The organism is Serratia sp. AXJ-M (assembly GCF_046531865.1).
Lineage (GTDB): Bacteria > Pseudomonadota > Gammaproteobacteria > Enterobacterales > Enterobacteriaceae > Serratia > Serratia liquefaciens.
The window spans coordinates 2,479,355-2,492,620 of record NZ_CP059394.1 but is presented as its reverse complement, the minus strand read 5'-3'; the positions used below and the strand labels follow the sequence as shown (position 1 = coordinate 2,492,620).

Annotated in this window: 12 protein-coding genes; 6 read left to right on the top strand and 6 right to left on the bottom strand. The window is 55.5% G+C overall.

Features of this window, described 5'->3' with window-relative positions; all coding sequences use genetic code 11:
- Positions 1-65: 65 nt before the first annotated feature.
- Together H0S68_RS11720 and H0S68_RS11715 are read right to left on the bottom strand one after the other, a co-directional pair.
- Positions 66-845 (bottom strand): TIM barrel protein, encoded by a 780-nt coding sequence (locus tag H0S68_RS11720; RefSeq protein ID WP_410529412.1) that lies wholly within the window; start codon positions 843-845, stop codon positions 66-68.
- Entirely contained in the window at positions 845-1,861 is a 1,017-nt protein-coding gene (locus H0S68_RS11715) for a Gfo/Idh/MocA family oxidoreductase (RefSeq protein ID WP_046373575.1), read from the bottom strand. Before H0S68_RS11715 ends, H0S68_RS11720 begins: the two co-directional genes overlap by 1 nt.
- 196 nt (positions 1,862-2,057) lie before the next feature.
- On the opposite strand from H0S68_RS11715, the gene H0S68_RS11710 reads away from it, so the two are divergent.
- Together H0S68_RS11710 and H0S68_RS11705 are read left to right on the top strand one after the other, a co-directional pair.
- A complete protein-coding gene (locus tag H0S68_RS11710) occupies positions 2,058-4,016 on the top strand; it encodes a sigma-54-dependent Fis family transcriptional regulator (RefSeq protein WP_128864912.1) in 1,959 nt (652 codons plus the stop codon).
- A gap of 71 nt (positions 4,017-4,087) precedes the next feature.
- Positions 4,088-4,381: a SelT/SelW/SelH family protein gene (locus H0S68_RS11705; RefSeq protein ID WP_048758976.1), complete on the top strand. Its 294-nt coding sequence runs from the start codon at positions 4,088-4,090 to the stop codon at positions 4,379-4,381.
- Here the strand turns inward: H0S68_RS11705 and H0S68_RS11700 are convergent.
- The 3 genes from H0S68_RS11700 to H0S68_RS11690 form a co-directional block, all read right to left on the bottom strand.
- Positions 4,378-5,196 carry a hemin ABC transporter substrate-binding protein gene (locus H0S68_RS11700; protein WP_410529411.1) on the bottom strand — a complete coding sequence of 273 codons (819 nt, stop codon included), beginning with the start codon at positions 5,194-5,196 and terminating at the stop codon, positions 4,378-4,380. The two genes, H0S68_RS11705 and H0S68_RS11700, sit on opposite strands and share 4 nt — an antisense overlap.
- Positions 5,197-5,291: 95 nt before the next feature.
- Complete coding sequence (locus H0S68_RS11695) at positions 5,292-7,649, bottom strand: TonB-dependent receptor domain-containing protein (RefSeq protein ID WP_128864914.1); 2,358 nt, start codon at positions 7,647-7,649, stop codon at positions 5,292-5,294.
- Positions 7,650-7,968: 319 nt separating this feature from the next.
- On the bottom strand, positions 7,969-9,429 hold the full coding sequence (locus H0S68_RS11690) for a serralysin family metalloprotease (protein ID WP_410529410.1): 1,461 nt from the start codon (positions 9,427-9,429) through the stop codon (positions 7,969-7,971).
- Positions 9,430-9,739: 310 nt separating this feature from the next.
- Between H0S68_RS11690 and H0S68_RS11685 the strand changes: the two genes are divergently transcribed.
- The 4 genes from H0S68_RS11685 (at position 9,740) to H0S68_RS11670 (ending at position 12,007) form a co-directional block, all read left to right on the top strand.
- Positions 9,740-10,234, top strand: coding sequence for a TIGR00645 family protein (locus tag H0S68_RS11685; protein ID WP_041414553.1), 495 nt, complete (start codon positions 9,740-9,742; stop codon positions 10,232-10,234).
- A gap of 240 nt (positions 10,235-10,474) precedes the next feature.
- Positions 10,475-10,930 carry a 3-hydroxyacyl-ACP dehydratase FabZ gene (gene fabZ, locus H0S68_RS11680; protein ID WP_020826847.1) on the top strand — a complete coding sequence of 152 codons (456 nt, stop codon included), beginning with the start codon at positions 10,475-10,477 and terminating at the stop codon, positions 10,928-10,930.
- Between the two features lie 37 nt (positions 10,931-10,967).
- Positions 10,968-11,756, top strand: a complete 789-nt coding sequence (locus H0S68_RS11675; protein ID WP_116690495.1) for a spermidine synthase — start codon at positions 10,968-10,970, stop codon at positions 11,754-11,756.
- Between the two features lie 56 nt (positions 11,757-11,812).
- A complete protein-coding gene (locus H0S68_RS11670; protein ID WP_012145111.1) occupies positions 11,813-12,007 on the top strand; it encodes a ribbon-helix-helix protein, CopG family in 195 nt (64 codons plus the stop codon).
- Between the two features lie 36 nt (positions 12,008-12,043).
- Here the strand turns inward: H0S68_RS11670 and H0S68_RS11665 are convergent, their stop codons facing one another.
- Positions 12,044-13,132, bottom strand: a complete 1,089-nt coding sequence (locus H0S68_RS11665; protein WP_410529409.1) for an oxidoreductase — start codon at positions 13,130-13,132, stop codon at positions 12,044-12,046.
- Positions 13,133-13,266 lie beyond the last annotated feature (134 nt).

Here is a 13,266-nt window from a genome sequence, read left to right as displayed (position 1 = left end):
TTTATTATTAAAATCAACGCATCATTTTGAATGCCGGGCAGCGGCCCTGCCCGGATGTGTTCAGGCTATCGGGTAAAATGGTCGCGGAACTGTAACAGCGCCTCGGTGCTGTCACCGGATGCCCACCCTTCCATCGCCACCACGCCCTGATAATCGATGTCTTCTAACGTGCGTGCGATGGCGCGGTAATTGATTTCACCGGTACCAGGCTGTTGCCGCCCCGGCACGTCCGCCACCTGGATTTCCCCTATTGCCGTGCCACAGCGACGGATCAGTTCGATAAGATCCCCTTCGCCAATCTGCGCATGGTAAAGATCGAGATTCATCTTCAGGCCCGGACGGTTTACCGCCTCCACCAGAGCCAGGGTGTCGCAGGCTTTGGCGAAGGGTGTGCCAGGGTGGTCGCGTGGCAAATTGAGGTTTTCCAGCGTGAAGACTTTCCCGGCCTGCTCCGCCATGTGCGCCAGCCGGCTTAGCGTATCGGCCGCCTTGAGCCACATCGCACCGGTTACCACCGCCACCGGTTTCACCGGTAATCCCTGAGGATCCAACCCGGTACCGTGAAGATTCAGGCTCGGGCAGTTCAAGCGTTGGGCAACGGCCAATGACTGCTCCGCGCTGTGCAACAGTTGGGCAATGTCTTCGTCGTCGGTCAGGTTGCCGGTCAGATAGCCGGTCATTGATGTAAAGCACGCCCCGCTGGCGGCCAAAGCATCAAGGTCTTTATTGGCCCAGTTCCACATTTCAACGCCAAAACCCAGCGCATCGATACGCGCCACGCGTTCGATAAACGGCAGATCGAGAAATACCATTTCTGCGCATACAGAGAGCTGATAACTGGCCATTATTGCCCCCCTAATTTGACCGGTTTGCCCTGCTGCACCGACTCGATACAGGCCAAGGCTATCGCCAGCGCATTGCGCGCATCTTGTCCGGTAGCACGCGGGCTGCAACCCTGCCGGATGCTCTGGGCGAATTCGGTCAACTCCGCCACGTAAGCGTCACGCAGCAGATCGGTGTCCTGCCGCGAGGTTTCTATGGCGATGCCTCCGGCGTGATAACGCACGCAGTTGTTCAGGTTGATATTGCCCGCCTGCAACATGCCTTTGCTGCCAAACACCTCACCGCGCACGTCGTAACCGTACACCGCCTGGAAATTGGCTTCGGCGGTGGCGATAGCCCCGTTGTCAAAGCGAATGGTGACCACTGCGGTGTCCAGCAGCCCTTTGTCTTTGAAGTCCGGCCGCACCAGGGCGTCCGCCAACGCATAAACCTCTACCGGCCTGGCGCCAGGGTTGAAATGCAGCAAGGTGTCGAAATCATGAATCAAGGTTTCAAGAAAGATGGTCCACGCCGGGATAGGCGCCGGATCCCGTAGCAAGGGATCGCGCGTCACCGAACGGGATAACTGCGTAGTGCCATTCTCACCCGCCTTTACGGCGGCGATAGCGGCGGCAAATCCGCTGACAAAACGGCGATTAAATCCGACCTGCAGAACCACGCCCGCCCGTTTTGCGGCGGCAATTGCGCTGTCTGCCTCATCCAGCGTGATGGCCATCGGCTTTTCGCAGAACACATGCTTACCGGCCTGTGCCGCTGCAATCACCCACTCCGCATGGGTGCGGGCCGGAGATGCTATTACCACCGCATCAATAGCCGGGTTGTCCAGCATCACCTGCAAATCGCTGTAGGCTTCAACGTCCAAACGTTCCGCCAGCCGTTGCGCCGCACCCGGCAGAGGATCGGCCACCGCCGCCAGCACCGCACCCGGCACGCGCCGTGCCAACGACTCCGCATGGAAAGTGCCCATTCTGCCAGCACCGATCAGACCAACACGCAGGGGTTGGGATGAATGACTCATAGTGATTCCTTATGTGAGGTAACGCCCTATTGGGCAACGGAGTTCACCTTGGGTATTGCAAAGGGGATGCCAGCTCAAAACACGCGGAATTTGTGAGACGTTGCACAGATAGGCATAACAAAGTGACAACTAAATTGACATGTCAATTTCACATGTCAATAAAATGAACATTACATTCCAAACAGCGGAGCGCACCATGCAGACAGCCGCCGGCCTGATGCCGATCAAAGACGAGAGCGATCCGATCTTCAGCCTGCCTGAAGGGGCGGAATCCGGTGAATGGGACAGCCTGTTTTGGCAAGGGTGGCAGGCGTTTAATGAAGGCGGCCAGCCCGGTTGGATACGCAAGTCGATCCTGCAATCCTGGCGACGCTCGCGTGAATACGGCATCGATCCCGATGAGTTTGTCTATCACGCGCCACCGCCTGACCAACTGCTGGCGATTCTGGCACACAATGCCGAGCTGATTGCCGTGGCGCGCAGCATCATGGAAAATTTGCTGGCCTATAATCCCGACGGTCACATCAACCTGACCGATGCCCATGGCGTCACCCTTCACTACTGTGGCGCGGACATGACGCCGATCGGCAGCATCTTGCGTGAAGAGGTTCAGGGCACTAACTGCACCGCACGCTGCCTGCTTGAACAGCGGCTGGTATATGTGCTCAGCGGTGAAAACTGGAAGATGGGCCTGCGGCAACGGCATCGCCAATGCGCCGCCGCGCCGGTGCGCAACGCCGAAGGTGTCATGATTGGCGTGCTGACGCTCACCGCCACGCCGGACAATTTCAATGCCCACACTCTGGGTACCGTGCAGGCGGCTGCGGAGGCCATCGGTCAACAGCTCAAGCTGCACCGGCTGTTGGCCGAGCAGCAGTCGATTTTGGAAACCCTGAATGAAGGCGTGATGGTCTGCGATAGGCACGGCCGGCTGAAAACGGTCAACCGCTATGCTCGCCAAATTTTTGGCGGGCTGGAACCCGGTGATACGCCGATCGATGAGCTGTTGTGCCCCCAATCCGGATCGTTGTTAACCATGCCGTTTTGCAACGATCGTGAAATGGTGTTTATGCCCGTCGGCAAGCCAGCCCTCTCCTGCGTGATTTCGCTGATGCCTGCGCCGGATAATGGCCGGGTGCTCTCCCTGCGCGAAAATCAGCGCATCCGTGCCATCACCCGACGAGTCATGGGCGTGAGCGCCAGCTACACCTTCGAGATGATTTTCGGTCATTCCAGCCGCATGCGGGAGGCGATCATGCAGGCGCGCACCTGCAGCCGCAGTGACAGCACGGTCTTGCTGACGGGGGAAAGCGGCACCGGCAAGGAGCTGTTCGCTCAGGCAATCCACAACGGCGGTGAGCGCTGCAACGAACCCTTTGTCGCGGTCAACTGCGGCGCCCTGCCGCGCGATCTGGTGCAAAGCGAGCTGTTTGGCTACGTCGATGGCGCCTTTACCGGATCGCGTCGCGGCGGTTCGGCAGGCAAATTCGAACTGGCAGACGGCGGCACGCTGTTGCTCGACGAAATCGGTGAAATGCCGTTGGATGCACAAACCAGCCTGCTGCGCGTATTGCAGGAAGGCGAAGTGTTGCGGATTGGCGCGGCGCATCCGGTCAAAGTGAATGTGCGAATTATTGCGGCTACCCATTGCGATTTGCTGCAGGCCGTGGAGAACGGCGCGTTTCGTCGTGACCTTTATTACCGCCTGAACGTCCTTTCCCTCCCCGTTCCGCCCCTGCGTGAACGTCGGGAAGATATCGCCGGACTGGTCAACGGCTTTATTCACAAGCTGAGTACGCGGATGAAAAAGATCCCGCCGCAGGTCTCACCGCAGGCCATGGTTTGCCTTAACGCCTGGCACTGGCCCGGCAACGTGCGCGAATTGGAAAACCTGGTGGAGCGGATGGTGAACCTGTGCGAAGGGTTGCTGATCGACGTGGATGATTTGCCCAGGGAGATCGCCCAGGCTTTTCCTGAACAGGAAGCCGTCCCCTCAAGCCGCCTGGAGGACAATGAGCGCGCCCATATCATTCAGATCATTGAATCCAGTAACGGTAATCTGCGACAGGCGGCTCGTCTGCTCGGGCTTTCGCGCACCACCTTGTACAATAAAATCAACAGGTGGCAGATTGATTTGACCTTGCTGCGTCCCTGAGGAAGTCGGCTTGACAGCACGACGGCGGCGTTCGATGATGCAGGCTCTCTCTCGCCGCTATGGTTCTGCCCATGAAAACATCCCCTGCTGTCACCATTCACTATTGTTCGCAATGCAACTGGCTGCTGCGTGCGGCGTGGATGGCGCAAGAGTTGCTCCACACCTTCAGCACCGATTTAGCCGCCGTCACCCTGGTACCCGGTACCGGCGGCATCTATGAAATCACCGTCGACGGCGTGGTACTTTGGGATCGTAAAATCGAGGGCGGCTTTCCGGATGCGGCGGCATTGAAACAGCGCTTACGCGATCGTTGTTTCCCCGAGCGCTCATTAGGGCACGTAGACAATAAAGGCACGAAAGCTTAAGGGGTTACGGCTTGAGCCGCCTGACGCAGTTGGCCAATGGCCGCCGGCATGGCCAGGCCAAAACTCAGCAGTGCATTATCATCAATCACCAACAGACGCCGTTGTTGACCCGCCGGGGTAAAAGCCAATCCCGGCAGCGCCCAGATATTCGCCTCACCGCCCATCCGTCGCAAACTGCCTTTGCCTATCACCAGCAGCTGGGGCGCAGCGGCCACCAGCCCCTCCTGGGTTAACGATTGATAACGTGCTACGCCGCCCATGGCATTTTGCAGCCCGGCGCTGCGAATGGCGCCATCGGCGGCGGTGCCGCTGCCGGCCCCCATGGCCGTGATCCCGGTGTGCGCCATGATAAACAGCACCCTGACCGGCAGAGGGTTCGTCGGCACCGCGGCGAGCTGGCGATCCAACTCTGCCTGCAGGGCTTTCCCTTCTTTTTCGCGGCCCAGGATAGCGGCGATCGCGGTTATTTTTTCGTCGATCGCGTTCAGTTCGGGTTTGCCTGTCACGGTGACGACTTTTACCCCGGCCTGTTCGACCTGCTGCAACGCCAACGAGGGTTGTGACAGCATGCTGGCGATCACCAGCGTGGGTTTCATCGCCAGCATCCCTTCGGCATTGAGCTGTCGCATATAACCGACATTGGGCAGCGCCGTGGCTTGCGGCGGTTGCAGGCTGGTGCTGTCGCGTGCGACCAACGTTTGCTGGGCGCCAAGCGCATAAACAATCTCCGTGACGTCTCCGCCAATCGAGATCACGCGTTCGGTGGCGAAGAGCGAAAACGGCAATGCCAGCAAGCCGATAATCCAAAGTTTCATGGGGTGTCTCCTTCAGCGGGCGATGGATGACCAAGCCGCCTTTCACTGGCGAAGGGCGGCATAAGGAACGTTATGGGTTCATCCACCGGATGAGCTTAGAAATCCACGTTTACGCCTAACTGGAAAGTTCTTCCCGGCATAACGGCCAACGCATTATCGTAAGCATCCTGTTGAGTCGAGTCCGTGAGTTCGCGGCTGCTCAGGTAGTCACGGTATTTTCTGTCGGTGATGTTATACACACCGCCACTAAGCTTCACATTGCGAGCCACCTGCCAGTACGCGGACATATCCACCAGGCCATAACCCGGCACGCGCAAATATTCCGTGGTTGCGTCGGTGAGCGTACTGCCGCTGGCGTTGTTGTAGCTTTCACGGTTGGTGGCCGTTGCCTGCTTGCCTTTAACGAAGGTCGCCGTCACCGCAGCGCCGTAGCGTTTTGCCGGATCGTCCCACGCCACGCCGACAATGGCCTTCATTGGCGCAACGCTGTCGATATCGACATATTTATCGCCGGAGTAACTGGACTTGGACTTGCCCTGGTTATACCCCAGGGCAAAGTTCGCGCTCAGGCCGTTAACCTGCTCAAACCAGGTGCCAAAATTCAGCCGGGTGCTGATTTCACCCCCGTAGATGTAGGCCTTGTCGCGGTTTTCCGCCTGATAAATGGTGTAGATATTGGACGGCACGTTAGCAAACTTGTCCGGACTGCTGGCGCGCTGGTAGCGGGTATAGGCAATGAAGTTTTTATAGGTGTTGTAGAACAGCGAGGTGCGCAGGGTCACGCCTTCGACAACCTCTCCCTTCACGCCCCATTCCAGGTTGTTGCTGGTCTCGGTATTCAGATCGGCGTTGCCGATCAACGCATACTGCGCGGTGCCTGCGTAGCTGGAGCCGAGGTTCCATGAGCCATAAAGTTGGCTGGCGTTCGGGAACTGCGCACCGCGTTTGTACTGGAGATAAGTCATCAACGTCGGCGTCAGATTGTACTGGAAGCTGAGTGACGGCAGGACCTGGGTATCGGTGTTGCTTTTGCCGTACAGCGTTTCCAACTCGGACTCCGTCAGCACCGTGCTGCCGGTAGTCAGGCTGCTCAGATTCTGCGGCTTGGTGCTTTGGTGAGCCACGCGCACGCCCGGCACCACGGCAAAGCCGTGCCCGTCGAGATCAAACTGGATCCTGTCCTGCACATAACCGCCCAGCACATAGCTGCGACTGTCGGACTCCGGCTGCATGATGGCGGTAAATGCACTGGGTGCAGGCTCTTCACGGAACGGTCGCTCGGTATCGGTCAACCTTGCATTGAGTCCCCCGCTCAGCGTGTGCCGTCCCCATGTTTTGGCTATCTGGGTTTCAAAACCATAGGTGTTGACGTTGTAGTCGGAATAAACCCGTTCCATGCTGCCAGTGCTGGTGGGCATATAGGTGTTGTCATGCGCCTGAGTCTGTTGGTAATAGACTTTTGAGGTCAGGGTATCGACAAAATCGTTGTACGGCGTCCATTCATCTTTCAGGCTCACTCCCCAACGGCGCGTATTGCTTTGCTGTTGGGCGGTCCCCAGAATGGCGCTGCCGGCCGAGTTCCAACTGTCGTAATGGGTGTGGTTGGTTTTGTCATAGTAATCCACCGTGCCCGTGAGTTTGTGTTCGTCGTTCGGTTGCCAGATACCGGAGGCCATCAGCGCATTGGTGTGCCAGTTGGCCGGATAGGCCTGGTGGGTGCCGCTGTTATTGCGCGTTTCCTGGCCGTCACGGCGACTGTAAACAAACACCCCGCGCAGTTGTTCATCGCCCGCAGCGGCGGTAATGCCATTGTGCCAGCTGCGATTGGATGAATCGTAATCGCTCTGGTAACCAAAGTAGGTCTGTTTGGTGGGGGAAAGGTACTGATCGGCTGATTTCGGTAAAAACGAAACGGCGCCGCCAATAGAAGTATTACTGCGTTCAATCGAGGTTGCGCCCGATTCGATCTCCACCTGGCCGTACATGTAAGGGTCGATATAGTCCCTGCCGATGCCAAAGGTATTGAGCCCGGCGCGGCTGACGTAGCTGCGTCCGGTGGCATCAGGCTGTGGAATGCCGTCGACGTCCAATCCGACGCGATTGCTCTCCAGGCCACGGATGTTATAACCGGTATACCCGCTGCGATCGAAACCGCTTTTCCCCGATGATGAGCCCCCGCTGACACCGGTGGCACTGATCAAGGGTTCGTAGCGCATAATCGAGCCGAAATCATTGCCCCCTTTTTTCTGCATGTCTTGCGCGGTAATAGTGGTGATTGTCCCCGATTTGTTTTCAATAACCGGCGCCACTACCGTTATTTCTTCTTCACTTTGCGTGGTCTTTTCTAATGATATTTTCTTAACTTCCGCATTGGCGTTAAAGGCACTGGCGATTAACGCACCCCATAAGGCGGAATGCCCGATAATTCCCCGGCAATTAAAAGTTCTGCACATGTGTTAGCCCTGCATTAATTATTAGTATTCGCTCGCAGTTGCTTCGCCACTCGGGTTTAACCGAGTTAAAGAGATTAAAGGAAATTAATAATGCTAAAATAAAGGTCTTTCTTCGCAGACTCAGTAAATTGATAATAATGACAATGCTTACCATAAGCAACGTCGTTATAACCTTATTAAATACATTGATGAGATACTTCCAAACCGCTTACGAAATCCTTACAAAGCGGCGACGGCAGCCGACGTGGCGAAGAGACATTGTGGGGCGCAGGGGAATAAAACCGTAATAAAACGGTGGGCATAACCCACCGTGACAGAATTAAACAATAAAATCAGTGGCGGTATTTGCCTGGCCTACGATATTCACCAGGAAGTCCGGTGTCACATGACCACTTATATTCAATGCCAATTCACTAAAATCACTTTGTGAATTATACGTCAACGTGGCCTCACCTGCCTGACCGCTGAAGCTGTCAACGAAATGAATAAAGTCGGTACCGTTATCGCCCTGATTAAAGAAAGACAGGTCAATCTTGTCGATACCGGTTTCAAAGTCGAGGATCTTATCCGGCGATTTGAACGGTGAATCGCTCACGGCGGAGAAAACAAAAATATCACTGCCGCTGCCACCGGATAACTGATCCTGCCCACCGCCACCGTAAATAACGTCGTTCCCCGCGCCGCCCTGAAGAATATTGGCGGCGTCGTTGCCGACAATGACATCATTCCCCGAACCGCCAATGGCGTTTTCGATGACAGCGCCTACGGCGATGGAAATATTGCCCTTCAACCCGCCAACGTCAGAGAACGAGCCTTCGGTCAGATTAATACGCTGGTCTTGCGAGTACCCTGAGAAATCAAGGGTGTCGTTACCGCCCGCATCCCAGACGGAGAAAATCAGTTTCTGGCTGCTGTCCGTCGCGGTGTAGAAATCTCTGCCGGAATTAGAGTTGAATCCATATACCGTGTCACCGGTGCGCGTGGTGGTATTGGCACCATATAAATACTGAATGGCAGCAATATCATCGACCAGCGGAGCCGCGGAATAATAACCGCCGTGATCGCCGCCGGTGACAGATTCATCCCAATAGCTCATCACGCTGAACTGGCGAGTATCTTCGGCGTAGGTAGCCTTGGCATAACTCGGGCTTTGTCCGGCATTGTAAACCCCTGGGTGATCCAACCCCAAAGTGTGCCCCAATTCATGGGTGATGCTCAGGCGGCCATAGTTGCCCAATTCAGGATGTAAATTGGCATAAACACCATCACGGGGATCTGCATAGTCGTAATTAATATTGAACCAGCTTTGACCGTCGGTATTATGCCCGCGATAATCCGTACCTGCGCCGGTAAAAGGTTTAATCGCATAAGCCTGACCGTCGCCCTCATAATTACCAAAGGTAATGTTGGACTTTTGCCCTGGGGCTACCTCGACGAAATTAAGGTTCGCCACATCGGCCCAAGACTGCAGGGAAAGCTTGGCCTGCGCTTTTTGATCGGCGGTAAAGGCGCTAAGGCCGGTGTCTTGGCTGGCAAAGCGACCATTTAAATTGCTTTGATTATAATCCCAATCCGGGAAGGAGTAAGTGACGGTGGCGCCTTGGCCGAGGACGTGAGTTCCATTCCAGGTTTGTTCACTGCGCGCTATTTGCTTGCCTGCCGCTGCTATATCAAAAGAAGGCTTATTATTAATGGTTAAACCATTTCCTCTATTATGGTAATTCAGCAAATCATTAACACTATCCCAACCGTTGGTTTTTCCATTTAGGGAATTATCCATATCCATCTCCATTAGGTTAATTCATTTCCGTTATATATAATTCGCTCGCAATATAAAAACCCACTGCGATGTCATTATGCAGCATTTAAAGGCTAGTCTGATTTTCGGATAGCTCAATATATATTGATAAAATATTTTTTTGCGGAGTAAATAGCTTAAAAACACGCAGTGATTAAAGGGGCTTATTTCTTTCGCATGGCATTCCCTCATCCCGGCGAAATCCCCTTTCAATCCTCGCGGGCTCTCTTGCCTTTTGACGGGCCTCTTGCGTTATACTGTATCCCACTTTTTGTAACGAACTCAGATGACTATGGAACGCTTTCTAGAAAATGCCATGTATGCCTCCCGTTGGCTACTTGCCCCGGTTTACTTCGGCCTGTCCCTGGCCTTGCTGGCGCTGTCGATTAAATTTTTCCAGGAGATATTCCATGTTCTGCCGAACATTTTCTCCATAGCCGAAGCGGATCTGGTTCTGACGCTGCTCTCGCTGGTCGATATGGCGCTGGTTGGCGGCCTGCTGGTGATGGTGATGTTCTCGGGCTATGAAAATTTTGTTTCGCAGCTGGATATCAGCGAAAACAAAGAGAAACTGAGCTGGCTGGGCAAGATGGATGCCACCTCTCTAAAGAACAAGGTGGCCGCTTCAATTGTCGCCATTTCCTCCATTCACCTGCTGCGGGTGTTTATGGACGCCAAAAACGTGCCGGACAACAAACTGATGTGGTATGTGATCATCCACCTGACCTTTGTCCTTTCGGCTTTTGTGATGGGCTACCTCGATAAGCTGACGCGCTACAAAAACTGATCCCCCTTAGCCGCCGCTCTCCTGCTGGCGGCTAACTTCCTCCCCCTCGAAACACGCAATATCTTCAACAAGTTGTAATTACTGGCGTTTGAATCGGCTGACGTTATTCGCTGTTTTTCAACCCAGAAGGCTTTCATTTGGTGCATCTGATGATAATAACATTATAATGTCATTACACTTCGACCGGCACAGAGGCCCACGCAAGCTGAGCTTTGCCCGCTGACAGGATCCGAAACACACATGCCGCTAAATGGTAATCCACTGCAGTACCAGGATGTTCAATCTATCCTGCCACACCGTTTTCCCTGTCTGCTGGTTGACCGCATCCTGCCTGCCGGCACTTGCATTGCCGAAGGCCGCCTTAGCGCCATCAAAAATATCACCGCCAACGAACCGACATTCTGGACCGGCCATCATCAGATGACGGTGTTTCCCGGCGTATTGATGGTGGAAGCGTTGGCGCAAACCACCGGTCTGTTGGCACATTATTTTCTCAGCCCGTTGCTGCCAGGCGAGCATTACTATTTTGCGGCCATCCATCGCGCCCGTTTCTATCGTTCGGCACGGCCCGGTGACCAACTCTGTATGGAAGTGACATTTGTCCGACAGCGCTCCGGCATTGCCCGATTCTCTGGCCGTGCGTCGGTCAATGGCCGCAGGATCTGTACCGCAGAATTTATGTGCGCCCGTAAGTAAGGCTGCCTTTTTAGGATGGAGGCTCGACGAAACTACTATGTCATTGGTTGATAAGCTGCTAAATAGCCTGGATTTCTCCCCTCGCGGTCAGGTGATTGCACGGGAGTTGGATCACTGCGGCGAAATTATCGTCTCCGATCACAAGGGTTACCGCACCCTGCGTTTTGACGGTATCTGCGAACAGAGCAAAATGTGCATCAGCGCGCCGCAGGTGCCGGTTCATAACTACATCAAAACCATGCTGATGGCGGTAGCCTGGCAGCCCCCCGCCTCGGCACTGATCCTGGGGCTGGGCGGCGGTGGCCTGGTGCGAGCGCTGCACGCCTATGATGCCAATATGCTGTTGGAAGTGGTGGAATTACGCCAGGCGGTGGTGTCCGTCGCCCGCCGATACTTCACTTTGCCTGCCGTTCATAACATCACCATGCACATCGCCGATGCCGCGGATTTCTTGCGAGCCCCCGCCCAGCGGCGCTATGACCTGATTTTTTCCGACCTCTACAGCGCCTTTACCATGGATCCGCAACAGGGCACACAGGCCTTTTTGGCGCAGTGCGCCGAGCGGCTTTCGGATCCGGGCTGGTTAGTACTGAACTACCATGAAGTGCCGGATGAGGGCTCACTGCTGTATCACAGCTTACACCGGGTGTTTAACACGGTTCTGTACTGCGTGGCACCCAGCGGCAACGTGATTATCTACGCTGCGCTTGCCAATACCGAAACGCCACTCAGCCTGCTGCGCCGCCTTTCCGCTGAGGTCGGGCCAAGCTTTAGCTGCGATCTTCGCTACCTGTCACGCAAAATTGAACGGCTGCACTTTAGCTGAGGCGGTATTGCCGCCCTGCTATTATCATTTGATTATCATCCTCTGGAGCAATCACCATGGAAAAGAAAACGGCGCGTCTGACCGTCCTCATCGACCCAGACAAGAAAAAAGCCCTGGAAGAACTCTGTCTGCAACAGGACGTGACCCCCTCTCAGGTGATCCGTCAGTTGATACGTGACTATCTGCACAAGCACCAGGTGGAGTATCCCAGCCAGCCGACCCACTCCAATCCTCGGGTGGACAACGCCTGACGTCAGATGACGCACACCCAGCGCCATCCGTACCCCTCAACGATGCTGTGACTCCACAAAGCTAAGCGCAGCGCGCAAGCTGGAATCGTCGATCGTGATCGGCAGCAGGTGAATCGACTCGCCCTGCTGCAGGGTGCGTTCGATCAGCCGTTTGATTTGCGCTTCATCGTGGATATCCACCTGCAGCGCTGCCAGACTGACCGGTAAATCCAATCGCCGGTAAAGCGCAATCAGTTGCGCCACGGTTTCCGGTTGCCCCAGCAGTGCGCTCTGCACCAGAATGCCGTACGCCACCTTGGTGCCATGCAAGAAGGCATCGGTTTGCGGTAGCGCGGTCAACCCGTTATGCACCGAATGCGCAGCGGCGATGCGGGTATAGCGATCGCCCAGTCCCCCCACCAAACCACCACCGGCGATAATCGCCTCCAGCACATTAAGGAAGTCCTGACTCAATTGTCCTTGCGCCTGTGCCTGCAACGCCGCCTCGCTTTGGTTGAGCAATACGTCGCGCAGCGTCAGTGCGGTATTGAGGCCCAGTTGTACGGTTAGCGGCAAACGTTCCGGCTGCGGGCTCAGCACCACCGCTTCATACCATTTCGCCAGGGTGTCGCCGATCCCAGCCAGCAAGTACTCCTTTGGAGCACGCAGGATAATTTCCGGCTCGACCAACACCAGATGGTTGGCATCATTGAAAATCTCATAGCGCAATGCTTGCCCCTGGTCGTTGTACCACACCGAGAGCGGCGTCCAGGCGGCACAGGTGGCGGCAATGGTCGGGATCGCCACCAGCGGCAGCCCTAAGCGACGGGCCACCACTTTGGCCGTGTCCAATACTGCACCGCCGCCAACGCCGATCACCACCTGCCGATCCGCGCCGGCCTGGCGCACGATATCCTGCACGGTGCTCTCGCTGCAGTGGCTGTTAAACAGCACCCGACGAGCATCGGCATCGTCGAATACCGCCGGTAACCAGGGTTTTGCCGCCGCCAATGCGCGCTCACCATACACCCAGAGCGCCTTGCTCAGCTGTTGCGGGGAATAAAACTGCGCCAGTTGGTCAATGGATCCGGGGAATGCAAAATAGTTGGCGGGGCCGGCGACCACGCGGATGGAGTTATCACTCATGCTCAAGTCCTTATTTTATCAGCTATTACCATCATAGGGGCGAGGACGCCAATCACTAATACTCTTTTGCATTAGCTTATGTTTTTTCGTTCATTGTCATCCGCCGGTCGGCCATGGAAACTGGCTGCCTCAAT